General features: G+C 38.2%; 17 protein-coding genes. 16 read left to right on the top strand and 1 reads right to left on the bottom strand.

Annotated features, from left to right (window positions below):
* The first annotated feature begins 142 nt into the window (after positions 1–142).
* The 12 genes from polA to JIN86_RS04515 all read left to right on the top strand — a co-directional run bounded on the left by polA (position 143) and on the right by JIN86_RS04515 (position 12,948).
* Entirely contained in the window at positions 143–2,770 is a 2,628-nt protein-coding gene (polA, locus tag JIN86_RS04570; protein WP_009371387.1) for a DNA polymerase I, read from the top strand.
* A gap of 12 nt (positions 2,771–2,782) precedes the next feature.
* Positions 2,783–3,655, top strand: a complete 873-nt coding sequence (gene mutM / locus JIN86_RS04565; protein WP_202341328.1) for a bifunctional DNA-formamidopyrimidine glycosylase/DNA-(apurinic or apyrimidinic site) lyase — start codon at positions 2,783–2,785, stop codon at positions 3,653–3,655.
* Positions 3,656–3,668: 13 nt separating this feature from the next.
* Complete coding sequence (coaE, locus tag JIN86_RS04560; protein ID WP_202341327.1) at positions 3,669–4,262, top strand: dephospho-CoA kinase; 594 nt, start codon at positions 3,669–3,671, stop codon at positions 4,260–4,262.
* Between the two features lie 206 nt (positions 4,263–4,468).
* Positions 4,469–5,491 (top strand): glyceraldehyde-3-phosphate dehydrogenase, encoded by a 1,023-nt coding sequence (locus tag JIN86_RS04555; RefSeq protein ID WP_004226274.1) that lies wholly within the window; start codon positions 4,469–4,471, stop codon positions 5,489–5,491.
* Positions 5,492–5,678: 187 nt separating this feature from the next.
* Positions 5,679–6,149 (top strand): transcriptional regulator NrdR, encoded by a 471-nt coding sequence (gene nrdR / locus JIN86_RS04550; protein ID WP_004226277.1) that lies wholly within the window; start codon positions 5,679–5,681, stop codon positions 6,147–6,149.
* A gap of 16 nt (positions 6,150–6,165) precedes the next feature.
* Positions 6,166–7,530, top strand: coding sequence for a replication initiation and membrane attachment family protein (locus JIN86_RS04545; protein WP_036219198.1), 1,365 nt, complete (start codon positions 6,166–6,168; stop codon positions 7,528–7,530).
* A gap of 27 nt (positions 7,531–7,557) precedes the next feature.
* Complete coding sequence (gene dnaI / locus JIN86_RS04540; protein WP_225341047.1) at positions 7,558–8,487, top strand: primosomal protein DnaI; 930 nt, start codon at positions 7,558–7,560, stop codon at positions 8,485–8,487.
* A 553-nt stretch (positions 8,488–9,040) separates the two neighbouring features.
* Positions 9,041–10,972 carry a threonine--tRNA ligase gene (gene thrS, locus JIN86_RS04535; RefSeq protein WP_202341326.1) on the top strand — a complete coding sequence of 644 codons (1,932 nt, stop codon included), beginning with the start codon at positions 9,041–9,043 and terminating at the stop codon, positions 10,970–10,972.
* Positions 10,973–11,387: 415 nt separating this feature from the next.
* Positions 11,388–11,891 carry a translation initiation factor IF-3 gene (infC, locus tag JIN86_RS04530; RefSeq protein WP_004226290.1) on the top strand — a complete coding sequence of 168 codons (504 nt, stop codon included), beginning with the start codon at positions 11,388–11,390 and terminating at the stop codon, positions 11,889–11,891.
* Between the two features lie 31 nt (positions 11,892–11,922).
* Entirely contained in the window at positions 11,923–12,123 is a 201-nt protein-coding gene (gene rpmI / locus JIN86_RS04525) for a 50S ribosomal protein L35 (protein WP_004226312.1), read from the top strand.
* 57 nt (positions 12,124–12,180) lie between these two features.
* The gene (rplT, locus tag JIN86_RS04520; RefSeq protein WP_004226314.1) at positions 12,181–12,540 is read left to right on the top strand and encodes a 50S ribosomal protein L20; all 360 of its coding nucleotides are present in this window, start codon (positions 12,181–12,183) and stop codon (positions 12,538–12,540) included.
* Positions 12,541–12,684: 144 nt separating this feature from the next.
* Positions 12,685–12,948 carry a DUF1294 domain-containing protein gene (locus JIN86_RS04515; protein WP_004226333.1) on the top strand — a complete coding sequence of 88 codons (264 nt, stop codon included), beginning with the start codon at positions 12,685–12,687 and terminating at the stop codon, positions 12,946–12,948.
* Positions 12,949–12,971: 23 nt separating this feature from the next.
* On the opposite strand, the gene JIN86_RS04510 is transcribed toward JIN86_RS04515, so the two are convergent.
* A complete protein-coding gene (locus tag JIN86_RS04510) occupies positions 12,972–13,367 on the bottom strand; it encodes a hypothetical protein (RefSeq protein WP_004226335.1) in 396 nt (131 codons plus the stop codon).
* Between the two features lie 105 nt (positions 13,368–13,472).
* Between JIN86_RS04510 and JIN86_RS04505 the strand changes: the two genes are divergently transcribed.
* The 4 genes from JIN86_RS04505 to JIN86_RS04490 all read left to right on the top strand — a co-directional run bounded on the left by JIN86_RS04505 (position 13,473) and on the right by JIN86_RS04490 (position 17,628).
* The gene (locus tag JIN86_RS04505) at positions 13,473–13,958 is read left to right on the top strand and encodes a dUTP diphosphatase (RefSeq protein ID WP_004226337.1); all 486 of its coding nucleotides are present in this window, start codon (positions 13,473–13,475) and stop codon (positions 13,956–13,958) included.
* A 94-nt stretch (positions 13,959–14,052) separates the two neighbouring features.
* Positions 14,053–15,141 (top strand): M42 family metallopeptidase, encoded by a 1,089-nt coding sequence (locus tag JIN86_RS04500; protein WP_004226340.1) that lies wholly within the window; start codon positions 14,053–14,055, stop codon positions 15,139–15,141.
* Positions 15,142–15,467: 326 nt separating this feature from the next.
* On the top strand, positions 15,468–16,433 hold the full coding sequence (gene argF, locus JIN86_RS04495; RefSeq protein ID WP_004226343.1) for an ornithine carbamoyltransferase: 966 nt from the start codon (positions 15,468–15,470) through the stop codon (positions 16,431–16,433).
* Positions 16,434–16,731: 298 nt separating this feature from the next.
* Positions 16,732–17,628 (top strand): LysR substrate-binding domain-containing protein, encoded by an 897-nt coding sequence (locus JIN86_RS04490; RefSeq protein WP_202341325.1) that lies wholly within the window; start codon positions 16,732–16,734, stop codon positions 17,626–17,628.
* Positions 17,629–17,641: the final 13 nt, after the last annotated feature.

Raw genomic sequence — 17,641 nt, 5'->3', positions numbered from 1 at the left:
AAAGTAGCGGATAGAGCCTTAAAAGTGGTCGATAAACCATTAAAAATAATGGATAACCTTGAGGATGGACGCCTGCTTTTTTTACTTGAAATGTATTGTTATGATAAAGTAGAAGTAGAAGACAACGCAGGAGGATAAAATCATGACCAAGGAAAAATTACTATTATTGGACGGTAATAGTTTAGCGTATCGCGCGTTTTTTGCGTTGCCATTGCTAACAAATGATAGTGGCATTCATACTAATGCTGTATACGGCTTTACAACAATGCTACAAAGAATATTAGAGGAAGAACAGCCAACGAAAATATTGGTTGCTTTTGATGCGGGGAAAACAACATTCCGCCATGAAACCTTTACAGAATATAAAGGAGGACGTCAAAAGACACCACCAGAATTATCAGAGCAATTTCCATATTTACGAAAGCTCATTGATGCGTATGGCATTAAGCGATATGAGCAGGAATTATATGAAGCAGATGATATTATCGGAACGCTTGCAAAAGAGGCTTCATCGCAGGATATGGATGTTATCATCGTTTCTGGAGACCGTGATTTAACACAGCTGGCGACAGAGCAAGTAACCGTTTATATAACGAAAAAGGGTATTACGGAAATAGAGAAAAATACACCAGCTTTTATTGCGGAAAAGTACGGGTTAACGCCGCTCCAAATTATTGATATGAAAGGCTTGATGGGGGATTCCTCCGATAATATTCCTGGTGTACCAGGCGTCGGGGAAAAAACGGCTGTAAAATTATTAAAAGAGCATGGCTCCGTTGAAGCACTTTATGAAGCAATGGATACGTTGAAAGCTTCTAAAATGAAGGAAAAGCTTGTAGCTAATGAAGAGCAGGCTATCATGAGTAAGAAGCTGGCAACGATTTATACGGATGCTCCAATCACCATTTCACTGGCTGATCTTGCCTATAATGGGCCAAAAGAAGATGAATTAATCAATGTGTGGCGTGAGCTTGGCTTTAAATCGCTGCTTGATAAAAGTGACTTTACAGTGCAGGAAAAAGAGCAAGCTCCTTTCGATTATGACCTTGTTCAGGAAGTTCGACCTGAGGATTTACAAGATGTGATGGCTGTGCATGTAGAGCTTGAAAACGAGCACTATCATACTTGTCAGCAGCTAGGAATTGCATTATCAGATGGCATAAAGACGCAATATATTCCATTTGATAATGCAGCAAAATCAGATACTCTCCGTCGTTGGCTAGAAGATGCCACAAAAATAAAATATATGTCCGATTCTAAGGCAGCTCAAGCATCATTAAAGCGAGCTGGGATTCAATTAGCTGGTGTTGACTTTGATTTGCTACTTGCCTCTTATATTAATAATCCAGCATTAAGTGGCGATGATATCGCAACACTTGCAAGGGAATTAGGCTACTATGATGTCCAAGCAGATGAAGCGGTTTATGGAAAAGGTGCTAAGCGTGCAATTCCTGATTTGGATCAACTTGCACAGCATGTTAGCCGTAAAGCTTTTGCAGTATGGTCATTACAGCCGAAACTGGAAGCCTTATTAAAGGACAATGAACAATTCGATCTTTATAAAAACCTAGAGCTACCATTAGCAGGGATTTTAGGTGAAATGGAAAGCGAAGGGATTACGGTTAACCGTGCTACGTTAGAGAAAATGGGGCAAGAGCTTAATGATAAGCTTGTGGTAATTGAGCAAGAAATTTATGCAGAAGCTGGAGAAACCTTTAATATTAATTCGCCAAAACAATTAGGTGTGATTCTATTCGATAAGCTAGGGCTACCTGTGATTAAAAAGACGAAGACAGGCTATTCAACTGCTGCAGATGTTCTAGAAAAATTACAGTCAGAGCATGCTATCATCGAACATATTCTGTTGTATCGCCAACTTGGAAAATTACAATCCACATATATTGAAGGCTTACTAAAGGAGATTCATGAATCAGATAGTAAAGTGCATACACGCTTCCAGCAAGCTTTAACTGCAACAGGGCGTTTAAGCTCAACAGACCCGAATTTACAAAACATCCCAATTCGTTTGGAGGAGGGCCGCAAAATTCGTCAAGCCTTTGTACCTTCAAAAGAGGATTGGATATTATTTTCTGCTGACTATTCGCAAATTGAATTACGCGTTCTTGCGCATATGTCAGAAGATCAAAACCTTGTTGAGGCTTTCCGTGAAGGAATGGACGTTCATACACGTACAGCTATGGATGTATTTCATGTGTCAGAAGATGAGGTTGATAGTAATATGCGTCGCGCAGCGAAAGCTGTTAACTTTGGCATAGTCTACGGTATTAGTGATTATGGTCTATCACAAAACTTAGATATTACGCGTAAGGAAGCGGCTAATTTTATTGAAAAGTATTTCGCGAGTTTCCCTGGTGTAAAACAGTACATGGATGACATTGTACAAAATGCGAAATTTAATGGTTATGTTACAACAATATTAAATAGACGCCGTTATTTACCGGACATTACAAGCTCAAATTTTAATTTAAGAAGCTTTGCTGAGCGTACGGCGATGAATACGCCAATTCAAGGTAGTGCAGCTGATATCATTAAAAAGGCAATGATTGATATGGATGCTCGATTGAAAAAAGAAAAGATGCAGGCAAAACTGCTGCTTCAAGTGCATGATGAGCTGATCTTTGAGGCACCAAAGGAAGAGATTGCCTTACTAGAAAAAATTGTACCAGAAGTCATGGAAAACGCTATTGAGCTTGCTGTACCGCTTAAAGTAGATTTTAATCATGGCTCAACATGGTACGAGGCAAAATAAGGAGGGATTCAAATGCCTGAATTACCAGAGGTAGAGGGTGTCGTCCAGGCATTGAAGCCAACAGTTGAAGGACGTACCATTCAACAGGTTAAGCTTTCTGAACGAGTGCATTTCTCTTTTAGTGAGGGTAAACAATGTATTGTCAAACAAGCAGAGCCTGATGCTTTTGAAAGTACTTTGTCCCAGATGACCATTACCAGAATTGAACGAAGAGCCAAATATATTTTCTTTCATTTGCTGAAGGATGATGTTCCATACGTACTTGTTAGTCACTTAGGTATGACAGGTGCTTGGTTTGTTGTGAATTCACCCGAAGAAATCAATGAGGCGAAATTTCAAAAGCATATCCATGCGACATTTGAAATGGCAGATGGGGGATACTTGATTTATTCAGATATTCGCCGCTTCGGTGAACTACGTTTTCTGACAACAATTGAAGATCATGCGCCATTGACAAAAATGGCACCAGAGCCATTTGATGAGCATGCATGTGATTTTTTTATAACAAAATCTAAGCTACCGAAATATGAAAATAAAGCCGTAAAAGAAGTAATTATGGATGGGCAAGTCATTTCGGGTTGTGGCAATATTTATGCAACAGAGGCATTGTTTGCTCAGAAAATTCACCCTGCACGCAAAATGAGCCGCCTTAGTGAAAAGCGGAAGCGAGCATTATTTGAGGAGATTGTTACTGTCCTACGTCAAAGCATTGAAGCGGGTGGTTCAACTATTTCTGATTATCGGAATATTAATGGGGAAGCCGGGAGTATGCAGAATCGATTAAAAATGTATGGTAAAAAGGTATGTCCAGCATGTGAAACGGCTACAAGTCAAATGACAATTGGAGGGCGTACCTCTGTCTATTGCCCAAATTGTCAACATTAAAGGGGATTTAGCAATGATTATCGGACTTACAGGAAGTATTGCAAGTGGAAAAAGTACAGTAGCTAAAATGATGAGCGAACTGGGTTTACCGATTGTTGATGCAGATGTTGTAGCACGAGATGTCGTAGAACCTGGAACAGAGACATTAGCATTGATTGCTGAAAGCTTCGGACAAGTTATCTTGCTTGAGGACGGCAATTTAAATCGAACTATGCTGGGAGATATCATATTCCATGAGCCTGCAAAACGCAAAACGTTAAATGATATCATGCATCCAGCAATCAGAAAAGAAATGTTACGTCAGCGTGATGCCTATTTAGAAGCAGGACATGAACATGTTGTGATGGACATTCCTTTGTTATTTGAGAGTAAGCTTCAACATTTTGTGGAACGTATCATTGTGGTATCGGTCAGTGAAGAAGTTCAGCTTCGACGTCTAATGGAACGAAATAATTTATCTAAAGAAGATGCCTTGGCACGTATGCACTCTCAACTGCCGATGTCTGTCAAAGAAAAGGGTGCACATGCGGTCATTTATAATAATGAAAATATAGAAAGTACTGAAGAACAATTAAAAAAAATCCTGCATTATTGGGATGTTATTTAATGCGTTCTTTTATGATGCGTAGCAAGGCACCTTGCTACGCATTTTTTTATGGGGAAACGCCATAATAAAGAATAAATTTTTCAGAAAATAAGAACTTTTATATTCTCAATATATAATGTTCATCTTTTTTAAAATTGTGTTATACTAATCACCATAAAGTATATAATTAATTAATCTGAGTATGTACTCACAGGAGGATATTATAAATGACAGTATCAATTGCTATTAATGGTTTCGGGCGTATCGGACGTATGGTTTTCCGCCAGGCTATCGTACAACAAGATTTAAACATCGTTGCGATTAACGCAAGCTATCCTGCAGAAACGTTAGCACATTTGATTAAGTATGACACAAATCACGGAACTTTTGAAGGTACGGTAGAACCAGCAGGCGATGCTTTAGTTGTAAATGGTAAACGTGTTCAAATTATTAGTGAACGTGATCCATTAAAATTACCTTGGTCTACAATGGGTGTAGATATCGTGATTGAAGCTACAGGAAAATTTAATGAACGTGATAAAGCAGCCATGCACTTAGCAGCTGGCGCGAAAAAAGTAATCTTAACAGCACCAGGTAAAAACGAGGATGTAACAATTGTTTTAGGTGTAAATGATGACAAATTGGATATTGCTAAACATGATGTTATTTCAAATGCTTCTTGTACAACAAACTGCTTAGCGCCAGTAGCAAAAGTATTGAATGACACATTTGGTATTGAGAATGGTTTAATGACAACAGTTCATGCTTATACAAATGACCAAAAGAACTTAGACAATCCGCATAAAGATTTACGTCGGGCACGTGGATGCGCCCAATCCATTATCCCGACATCTACAGGTGCAGCGAAAGCATTAAAATTAGTTTTACCTGAATTAGAAGGTAAAATTCATGGTATGGCACTTCGTGTTCCTACACCAAACGTATCTTTAGTTGACCTTGTAGTAGATTTAAATACGGATGTAACAGTTGATGCAGTCAATGCAGCATTTGTAAAAGCGGCAACAGAAGGTCCAATGAAGGGGATCCTTAATTTCTCTGTTGAGCCATTAGTATCTTCTGATTACAATACAACAACTTATTCTTCAACAGTTGATGGGCTTTCTACAATGGTGTTAGGCAACCGCAAAGTAAAAGTACTTGCTTGGTATGATAACGAGTGGGGCTACTCTGCACGCGTTGTTGACCTTGTGAAAAAAGTGGCAAATGCTTTAGAAACGGTAAACGCGTAATAATTTCTATAGAGAGCACATTGAAATCGATAAGGTTTCAATGTGCTCTTTTTTTACAGAAACTGATCTTGTACTTCAGGTGCTTTAGATTTATCATGAGACCACAAACGTGAATGCACTTTTCTTACATGTAGGAAATTTGTTATAATAGATATATTAAATTGTTGTAAACCAGGAGAGTAATTATATGAGATGTCCATCTTGCCAATTTAACGGAACGCGTGTTGTGGATTCGAGGCCAGTAGATGATAATAAAGAAATACGTAGACGTCGTGAATGTGAGTCATGTGGCTTCCGTTTTACAACGTTTGAAAAAATTGAAGAGACGCCATTAGTCGTTGTGAAAAAGGAAGGTTCACGAGAAGAGTTTAGCCGTGAGAAGGTACTTCGTGGGCTTATTCGTGCTTGTGAAAAACGTCCAGTGGCACTTGATGTGCTGGAGGAACTTGTTCTGTCCATTGAAAAAGATCTTCGTCGTATTGGGAATTCGGAAGTACGCTCAGAAGATGTTGGCGAAATGGTCATGGACCGCTTAGCCAAAATTGATGAGGTTGCCTATGTGCGTTTTGCGTCGGTCTACCGTCAGTTTAAAGATATCAATGTCTTTATTGAGGAAATAAAGGACATTATTCAACGTCAAACGGAGAAGAAATCATAGCAAACAGAGAGGATGAATGACGTTGATTCATTTATATAAGGAATTGCAGCCTGGCGATCCTTTCGACATTTGTCTACCTCATGCATTTTCTACACAAGAGCGTCAATTAGTTACATTATTTTATCAACCATTAACGGGATCAGAGCCAGTTAGCCTCTATTTAACATTGTGGGCAGAAGCAGAGCAAATGCCAAAGCAGCAAATGACACATTATTATTTAATGAATGTGCTAGGGCTACCAATAGGTAAAGTGTTTGAGGCTCGTATTGCATTAGAAGCTATTGGTTTGCTGCGTACATGGAAAAAAGAAAATGCTGGTGAGCGTAGTTTTTTATATGAGCTACAGCGCCCATTAGATGCTGATAGCTTTATGAAAGACCCGCTGCTTTCGATGTTTTTGTTTAGTAAGATTGGAGAGCAGGCTTATCGCAACTTACGTCAGCGCTTTATGTCACCTGTAAAGGACTCGGCGTTTAAGGATGTATCTCGTGCTTTTATTGATGTCTATAAGCCTGTTCATGCCAATATTCCATCAGATTTACAAGTGGATACGAGTCATAAGGATAAACAGCAAAAAGTATATCCTTTTTATTTGGAGCAATTCGATTTTGATTTATTGCAAGCGGGTTTGTCTGAGCAATTGGTACCTTCCAATTTATTGACATTTGAAGTGCGTGAAGCTATAGCCAAGTTGGCATTTTTATATCATTTAACAGCTCTTGATATGCAAAAAGTAGTCATACTTGCTTTAGATGACGATTTAGGAATTTCTCAAGAACGTTTACGAAAGGCTGCTGCTGATTTTTATAAATTAACCGTATCCAAGGAGCCGCCAAAACTTGCGCGTGTCACCGAGCCTTTACCAGTAGCAGAAGCGGGACAAAAAACCAAGGATCAGGAGCTTCAACACTATTTAGAAACAACGGCACCTGTCCAAGTATTAAGAGATATAAATAATGGTAAAGAACCATTACAAACCTCTGTCCAGCTTGCAGAAAATTTAATCGTTCAACATGGCATGCCAATTGGAGTGGTCAATGCATTGTTAGAATACGTTATGCTAACAACAGATATGAAGCTCCCTAAAAAATATGTGGAAACGATTGCCGATCATTGGGTACGAAAAAATGTCCAAACAGCTAAGGAAGCAATGGAACTTGCACGCCAAGAGCATGATAAATATACAGCCTGGAAAAACAAGCCGCAAACTTCCAATAAAACGAGTCAACAGACTAAGGGACGTTCAAGATATCAACGTGAAGAAAAAGTGCCTGAATGGTTCTATAAACGAAATGAAAATCAAGAGGAATCTACCTCTAGTACTATAGATTTTGAAAAAGAGCGACAAAAAATATTAGAGATGCTAGGAAAAAGCGAATAGTAAAGAAGGTGAGCAGTAATCGAACCTATAAATGGACCACTAAAGCGAGCAATTAATGTACCCTCGTTTCAAGAACGCTATGAAGCCATGCGACGTGAAATTTTAGAGCATCCGCATGTGCAGGAATTTTTAGCACAGCATGCAGATGAATTAAGCTATGACAATGTTGAGCGAAATTTACCTAAACTGCATGAGTTTATTAGTCAATCTACTGAGTGCTGTGGGTGTGATAATACAGAACATTGTACAAACTATTTAAAAGGATTCCTCCCTACATTAAGAGTTGTTCGTAATTCTATTGAAATGGATTATGTGCGCTGTGAGCAAAAGATTAGGGAAGAAGAACGTCGAGATGTTGCGAATATGATTGCAAGTATGCATATGCCAAAAGATGTGCTACAAGCAACAATTCATGATTTAAGTATTGATGATGAATCACGTGTAGCGATTGCACAAAAAGCAGCTCAATTTGTTAAAATAACAAAAGAAACGGGTCAATTACCTGCAAAAGGATTTTACCTATATGGTAAGTTTGGTGTAGGGAAATCCTTTGTACTTGGTGCATTGGCCAATGAATTAGCATCTATTAAAATCCGCTCTGTGGTAGTTTTCGTTCCAGAGTTTTTACGAGAAATGAAAAATGCCATTGGTGATAATACATTGAATGAGAAAATTGATTATATTAAAAAGGCTCCTGTTTTAATGCTAGATGATTTAGGTGCGGAGACGATGACTGCTTGGACACGTGATGAAATTTTGGGGACTATTTTCCATTATCGGATGGCAGAGCAACTGCCAACTTTTATTACGTCTAATTTTAACTATGAAGAATTAGAGCATCACTTAGCACAGTCACAAAAAGGTGATATTGAGGTTGTCAAAGCAGGAAGAATTATGGAGCGTATTAAAGCCCTAACAGTGCCGATCGAAATGCGAGGCAAAAATCGTCGGATGTAACATTGATAGTTGCATTTTTCGACAATCGAGCGTATACTGACTCATATACTTAATATCAATATGCATTGATGAGGACATGAATTTTGTGTATCAGCTTTTAGAGAGGGAAGTCATTGGCTGAAAACTTCCTAGTATGGGCACATTATTTACTACCTACTGAGCAGCGAAAGGGATAATCTTTCGCCGGTCCCTAGCCCGTTAGCTAGCCTTGAGCTTCGTCTGACTTTATGTAAGTCGGAAGGAAGAAGGGTGGAACCACGAGCATACGCTTCGTCCCTTTTGTGAGGGATGGAGCTTTTTTTATTTTTCTCAGATTTCATTGAAATAGTGGTGGCTCCGCTCATATAGGGAGATAAGTCGCTCGCAAAAGTGGTAAATTCGCTCATAGAGAGTAAGAAACCGCTCAGAAACATGAAGATGCCGCTCTGATTGCACTGAGAAATGCTCAAAAAAGCAATGACTCCGCTCAAACCAAGCCGTAGAGTACACAAACATTGCTCCAGCCAATCATCAAGCATTATGTATTTATCAAAAACAAAGGAGTGCAAAGAATATGTCAGAAATGATTAAATTAACTTTCCCAGATGGCGCTGTAAAGGAATTTGCAAAAGGCACATCAACTGATGACGTAGCATTATCTATTAGCCCTGGCTTACGTAAAAAAGCGTATGCAGGTAAAATTAACGGTGTGTTAGTGGATTTAAAAACACCAATTGAAGAGGATGCAACAATTGCAATCATTACACAAGATGATGAGGAAGCACTTGAAATTTTACGTCATTCAACTGCCCATTTAACAGCGCAAGCTATTAAACGTCTATTCCCAGATGCAAAGCTTGGTATTGGTCCGGTAATTGAAGGTGGTTTCTACTATGATATCGACTCACCAACACCAATCACAGCTGAAGATCTACCAGCCATTGAAAAAGAAATGAAGAAAATTATTGCTGAAAACCTTGAGGTAGAACGCAAAAATGTAAGCCGTGCAGAAGCACAAGCCCTTTATGAAGAAATTGGTGATGAGTATAAATTAGAGTTACTTGAAGCCATTCCTGCAGATGAGCAAGTATCTATTTATTATCAAGGCGAGTTTTTTGATCTTTGCCGTGGTATCCACGTACCATCTACTGGTAAACTTCGTGAATTCAAGCTTTTATCATTAGCGGGTGCTTACTGGAGAGGGAACTCTGATAACAAAATGTTACAACGTATTTATGGTACAGCGTTCTTCAAAAAAGAGGAATTAAAACACCACCTCCAAATGCTAGAAGAAGCAAAAGAACGTGATCACCGTAAAATCGGAAAAGAGTTAGAACTGTTCACAACTTCTCAAAAAGTTGGCCAAGGTTTACCACTTTGGTTACCAAATGGTGCAACAATTCGTCGTGTTATTGAACGTTATATTGTCGATAAAGAATTATCACTTGGCTATAAGCACGTTTATACACCAGTATTAGGTTCTAAAGAGCTTTATCAAACTTCTGGTCACTGGGATCATTATCAAGATTCAATTTTTCCACCAATGGAAATGGATAATGAAACATTAATTATGCGTCCAATGAACTGTCCTCACCATATGATGGTGTACAAAAACAGCATGCATTCTTATCGTAACCTACCATTGCGTATTGCAGAACTTGGCACAATGCACCGTTACGAAATGTCAGGGGCTGTTTCAGGCTTACAACGTGTTCGTGGGATGACATTAAATGATGCCCATATTTTTGTTCGCCCAGATCAAATTAAAGCGGAATTCCAAAAAGTAGTACAGTTAATTTTAGAGGTTTATAAAGATTTCGATCTTAATGATTATTCATTCCGTTTATCTTATCGCGACCCAGCAGATACTGAGAAATACTTCGATGATGATGCAATGTGGGAAAAAGCACAAAGCATGCTAAAAGAAGCAATGGATGAACTTGGCTTAGACTACTTTGAAGCGGAAGGTGAGGCTGCATTCTATGGTCCTAAACTTGACGTTCAAGTAAAAACAGCAATTGGTAAAGAAGAGACTTTATCTACAGTTCAATTAGACTTCTTATTACCAGAACGCTTCGACCTAACTTATGTTGGGGAAGATGGTAAGCCTCATCGTCCAGTTGTTATCCACCGTGGTGTTGTATCAACAATGGAACGTTTTGTTGCCTTCTTAATTGAAGAATACAAAGGCGCATTCCCAACTTGGTTAGCACCAGTACAAGTTGAAGTTATTCCAGTATCGAATGAAGCTCACTTCGACTATGCAAAGCAAATTGAAGAGCAACTTACAGCGGCTGGTCTACGTGTGGAAATGGATGATCGTGAAGAGAAATTAGGCTATAAAATCCGTGAGGCACAAATGAAAAAGATTCCTTATATGCTTGTTATCGGGGATAAAGAGGTTGAGGCTAATGGCGTAAATGTTCGACGTTATGGCTCGAAAGATTCCGAAACAATTAGCTTTGAGGATTTCCTATCAACTATTAAAACAGAAATTACAAAATAAGCTTTAACTAGAAACCCTTGCTTGCCAAAGTGAGGGTTTCTGTATAAAATAAATCTTGCATTTGTATAGAATAGTTTCATTTTGGTTATGTTAGCACTGATAAGAAAATAAATATTTGACAGCTTATCATATACATGCTAATATAATTAAGGTTAATGAATACAAAGTTTGTGGTTGAAGTAGAGGCTGCCCGCTTCTCACCTGATACAACGCTTTAAAGGCTGTGAACAGGTATGACACGTTGAATTGTTTTGCGTAGACTTGCGCATGCACATATAGCGGGCGGACATCTTCAAAAATGTCCGTCCTTTTTTTATGGACATGACAAGAGGATGTACCGTTCAACCGGGCAAGGCTTTGCCCAAACCATGTATTCGCGACAACTACTTGGAGGTGGATTACTATTAGCAAAGACATGTATGTAAACGAAGGCATTCGCGCACGTGAACTTCGATTAATCGATCACAATGGTGACCAGCTTGGTGTAAAGACACGTAATGAAGCGCTAGAAATCGCCACTCGTGTAAACTTGGATCTTGTCCTTGTGGCCCCTCAAGCCAAGCCGCCAGTCGCTCGTATCATGGACTATGGTAAATTTAAGTTTGAACAGCAAAAGAAAGACCGTGAAATTCGTAAAAATCAAAAGGTCATCGTAATGAAAGAGGTTCGTTTGAGCCCAACAATCGATGAGCATGATTTCCAAACGAAGTTACGTAATGCGATTAAATTCCTTGAAAAAGGCGATAAAGTAAAATGTAGCCTACGTTTCAAAGGTCGTGCTATCACACATAAAGAGATTGGTCAACGTGTGTTAGATCGTTTTGCTGAAGCTTGTGCTGAAGTATCAACGGTAGAACAAAAACCGAAGATGGAAGGCCGAAGCATGTTCTTAGTTCTTCAACCAAAGAACGAGAAATAATATTAGACGAACAGTTTAGGAGGAATTCGACATGCCAAAAATGAAAACTCACCGTGGAGCTGCGAAACGTTTCAAAAAAACGGGTTCAGGTAAATTAAAATACGACCGTGCTTATGGAAGCCACTTATTCGCAAACAAATCTACGAAACAAAAACGTCACCTACGTAAAGCGAACATCGTATCATCTGGTGACTTCAAACGCATCAAATCTTTACTTGTATACATGAAATAATTGACTACAAAAAAATACTAACATTCATTTTTTAATGAAAAGCAGGAGGTAATTCATATGCCACGCGTAAAAGGCGGAACAGTGACGCGCAAACGTCGTAAAAAAGTATTGAAATTAGCTAAAGGTTACTATGGTTCAAAACATACATTATACAAAGTTGCTAACCAAGCAGTAATGAAATCAGGTCAATATGCATACCGTGACCGTCGTCAGAAAAAACGTGATTTCCGTAAATTATGGATCACGCGTATCAACGCAGCTGCTCGTATGAACGGTCTTTCTTATAGCCGTTTAATGCACGGTTTAAAAGTTGCAGGTATCGAAGTTAACCGTAAAATGTTAGCTGACCTTGCAGTAACTGATGCTGCAGCATTCACTCAATTAGCAGACGCTGCTAAAAAAGCAGTAGCTAAATAATAGCTGACAACATTAACTTATTTCTGCACCGAAAGCGCAGCGACAGGTGCAAAATGACACAAGTGCGATAAAAAGACTGATGGGTTTATCCATCAGTCTTTTTTGTGTTAGATTAATAGTATCACGGTTTTAAAGGAGTAAGAAATGGGACAAGCATTATTAGCTTATATGAGCATTGTATCAATTGTATTGCTCATTTTAATGGGGATGGATAAATCGCGCGCAAAGAATCATGAATGGCGTATAGCAGAGCGTACATTATTTACACTAGCCATAGCAGGAGGGGCAGTTGGGGGTGTATTGGGTATGTATTTATTCCGCCACAAAACACGTCATAACCGCTTTGCATTTGGTTTTCCCCTACTTGCAGCCATACAAATTTTTATCATTGTGCAGCTGTGGACATAAATGAGAATAATTAAAACACATCCTCATGATGGGGATGTGTTTCGCATAAGCTGTTCAATGGGTTGCTTCCAATTGATTTTGGCGCTTGGATAGTTCAATAATATTTCTTGCTGCAAATATTCAAAGTCGCTTTTGCTGAAGCCTTGTAATGTTGCAGCATCACGCGCACCGACGAAAATGGTTACAACCTCAAATGCATCCTCTGTTGTGCCTAGGTATTTTTCACCTTCAAATAGAGCACCCTTATAGGAAATAAAGAAATTTTTTCGGACATTTTTAACGTCATCATAGAAATAATACTGGCCTTTTTCATAGGCTTCATCAAGTTTGCGTTTAGGATCGGTTATATAACGAATCGCTTTGTAAAATACATAAATAATAAGCGCTATTACAGCAAGTCGAATTAGTAACGGCAACATGTTTAAATTTCCCCCTTGAAGAAAGGTTATTCTTTCCTATACGATTAGAAGGGTCAAATAGTTTCACTTTTTATAAAAAATCTTTTAGAAATTTAGGAGAAAAAAATGAATTTACAACAATTGTTTACCATGCAAAAAGAGCTTGACGATTTTATCGAGCAAACACAAAATATTCAGCAAGATGTGTTTCAGGAAAAGGGCTTAGCCTTATTAGTGGAGCTAGCTGAGCTTGCTAATGAAACACGTTGCTTTAAATTTTGGAGCACAAAGGGACCATCAGCACGTGAAGTCATTTTAGAAGAATATGTAGATTCGATTCATTTTATCTTATCTCTTGGCTTATTAAAGGGCTATACATCGATTGAAATGTGGCCTTTCGTAGAAGAGAACAAAGATTTAACTGCTACTTTTTTAGAAACACAAAGTGTGATTTTAGCATTTATTCATCAACCTACAGAGGAGCGTTATTTAGCTATTTGGCAATACTATGGGTTACTAGCGTATAATCTCGGTTTTACATTTGAGGATGTGGTTAGTGCTTATCTTGAAAAAAATCAAGAAAATTATCATCGGCAGCGCTCAGGTTATTAAATTAAGAAATACACCAATTTTCAGACGATTAAGCTAGGAATATTTCGGTAAACGAAGTATAATAAAATAGATACAAGAAGTAGGAGGCAAAAGGATGACACAACTAGATCCAACATTACAAATGTTTAAAGATTTAACAGATGCGAATGGTATCGCAGGTAATGAACGTGCACCGCGTGAAGTCATGAAAAAATACATTGCACCATATGCAGATACTGTAGAAACAGATAACTTAGGTAGTGTCATTGCTAAAAAAATTGGCGATGAAAACGGTCCTAAAATTGTTGTAGCAGGACATTTAGATGAAGTAGGCTTCATGGTTACACAAATTGATGACAAAGGCTTTATCAAATTCCAAACAGTAGGTGGCTGGTGGAGCCAAGTTATGCTTGCACAGCGTGTAACGATTACTACACGTAAGGGCGATGAAGTGATTGGGGTTATTGGTTCAAAGCCACCTCATATTTTACCTGCTGATGTACGTAATAAAGTAGTAGACATTAAAGATATGTTTATCGACATTGGTGCAGCTTCTAAAGATGAAGTTCTTGAGTGGGGCGTTCGTCCTGGCGATATGGTAACACCGTACTTTGAGTTTAATGTAATGAAAAATGATAAGTATCTATTAGCTAAAGCTTGGGATAACCGTATCGGCTGTGCAATTGCGATTGATGTTATGAAAGCGTTACAAAATGAAAAGCACCCTAATATTCTCTATTCTGTAGGGAATGTACAAGAAGAAGTTGGACTTCGCGGTGCTAAAACTGCTACACATAAAATCCAACCAGATATTGGATTTGCAGTAGACGTAGGTGTAGCAGGAGATACTCCAGGAGTTACAGCAAAAGAATCAACGAGTAAGATGGGTGCAGGCCCTCAAATCGTTGTGTATGATGCATCTATGGTTTCACATCGTGGCTTACGTGAATTCGTATTAGATGTAGCAGATGAGCACAATATTCCATATCAATTTGAAGCGATGGCTGGCGGTGGTACAGATGCTGGCTCCATCCACGTAACAGCAAATGGTGTACCAGCACTATCAATCGGTATTGCGACACGCTATATCCATTCACATGCAGGTATCCTACATCGTGATGATTATGAGAATGCCGTTAAATTAATGGTAGAAGTCATTAAAAAATTAGATCGTGATGCAGTCAATAAAATTACTTTTGACTAATTAGAAGAAATGGACTTGCCCTCTAACAAATATTGTTAGGGGGCTTTTCATTATTTTTAGTATTGAATTTTACCCCTCTTCTACCAATAGATGATAAAGCTCCAAACTATTTTTACACACTGTCCCTTTGATACATTTTAGTACCTTATCCATAAATAACTGATAATCTAAATAGGTTATATATGCATAAATATTCGTTTTGACGAATTTTTGTCACATTTAATAACAAATGAATAATAATAAAAAATAATTATAAAAATTCAGTTGATTTTATATTTATGCATGTTATACTAATTTCAACAGCAACGATATAAGGAGCGAAGGCTATGAAATTACTCGAAGAAGTACAGTTAAAGTTAGTGTCTAGTTTAAAAGGAAAAGATCTACTAACTTTGCTAGACTATACAAGTCAAGAGGTTCAAGATCTTATTGAATTAGCAACACAACTTAAAATGATTACAAAAGAGGGGAAATGTCCAAGATTACTAGAAGGTAAAACGCTTGGTATGATTTTTGAGAAACATTCAACTCGTACACGTATTTCGTTTGAAGTTGGTATGAATCAATTAGGCGGAAAAAGTATGTTTATGCATGCACGTGATTTGCAAATTGGTCGTGGCGAATCGATTTATGATACAGCCCATGTATTATCGGGCTATTTAGATGGTATTATGATTCGTGCAAACTCTCACGCAATGGTCAAAGAGCTGGCGGAGCATGCAGTAATCCCAGTTATTAATGGATTAACGGATATTTATCATCCTTGCCAGGCATTAGCTGATTTAGAGACGATTGCAGAAAATAAAGGCATGTTAAAAGGACTTAAAATTGCCTATGTAGGAGATGGCAACAATGTAGCACACTCACTTGTAGTAGCTTCAGCACATGTTGGCATGAATGTAGCTGTTGCGACTCCTGTAGGGTATGAATGTGATGGGGAAGTCATCGCTAAAGCACAGGCGATTGCGGCAGCAAATGGCAGTACGATTATGATCACGAATGATCCTGTTGAAGCAGTATTAAATGCAGATGTCGTCTATGCAGATGTTTGGACATCTATGGGTCAAGAGGAAGAAGCAGCAAAACGTTTACAAGACTTTGCTGGCTATCAAATTAATGATGAGCTAGTAGCCTATGCAAAACCAAATTATATGTTCTTGCATTGCTTACCAGCACATCGTGAGGAAGAGGTTGCAACCTCAGTCATTGATGGACCTAATTCTTACATCTTTGAGCAAGCAGAAAATAGATTGCATGCACAAAAAGCTGTATTAGCATCGATTTTAGCTTAAATTTAGACATATGCTTTCTCGAGTTGAGAAGTACGATAGATAGAGTTTACATGGCCAACAGAGGGTGTTCATGTGAATAACATAAAAGTGGTAGGCAGACAGAGGGATGTTCACCACGTGCGATGTTTGTTGTCAAGATGGATGGCTACATCGCTACATAGTAAAGTAACCTGGGAGACGCTGGGTTACTTTTTTTCTTTGTCAAAAAATATAAAACATAGTTTTCTTATAAGTTATAGAGAATATAAAGGATTATTTATATAATAGGTTAAATAATTAATGAAGGGGTGAACTTCTCGTGAATATAGACCATATCGAGGCATTTTTATATGTTGTCCATTACAAAAGTATCCATAAAGCAGCCAATGCATTATTTCTTTCACAGCCGACTGTAACTGCACGTATTAAGTCATTAGAACGAGAGCTAGGTGTGGAGTTATTTTACCGAGATGGAAGAAGTGTGAGCGTATCAGAGAAAGGGAAAGATTTTTTACCATTTGCCACGCAAATTGTGCAAACATTTCAGCAAGGAAAGAAGCAATTAGAAGAAACGCAGGAGACCGATGAGGTATGTATTGGTGCAAACGGTGTAACAGCTCAGTATTTTTTAGCCTATGCATTGCCTAAATGGAAAGAGCAATTCCCTTATTTGCGTTTTCAATTATTTACAGGTTCCACAGCAAACATTTTAGAAAAGCTACAAAGCCACCAAATTCATCTAGGCTTTATTCAATATGTACATGGGAATGACATTGAGAACGAGCTTTTATTGAACAATACAGTGAAACTTGTCAAACACCGTGATCATTCATTACAACTAGATGAACTCATTCAAGCAAAAGAATTAGCTCAACAGAAAATGGTATTTTTTGAATGTGGCGCGTTTGATTGGAATTATGTGCATAAAATGTTTGAGGTAGAGGGAGTAGCAGCCAATATTGAGGTACGAACAGATCATTTAGAAGTTGCCAAAGAATTTATTAGGACAAAAGAATATCTAAGCTTTTTACCACATCTTTGTATCAAAAAGGAGCTGGAAAACGGTGAATTTGTGGAGATAGACGTTAAGCATTTGCTGGATATGGACCAACATATATTTTTAACCTATAAAGAGAAGGAGACATTGCCATCAGCCTTTTGGCAGACAATTTGTGAAACAGCTAAGCATTTTGAAAGCATAGGAGACACGTATTGATAAAAAATTTTAT

The organism is Lysinibacillus sp. HST-98, from assembly GCF_016757845.1.
Lineage (GTDB): Bacteria > Bacillota > Bacilli > Bacillales_A > Planococcaceae > Lysinibacillus > Lysinibacillus capsici.
This window is presented reverse-complemented; position numbering and strand designations above follow the sequence as displayed.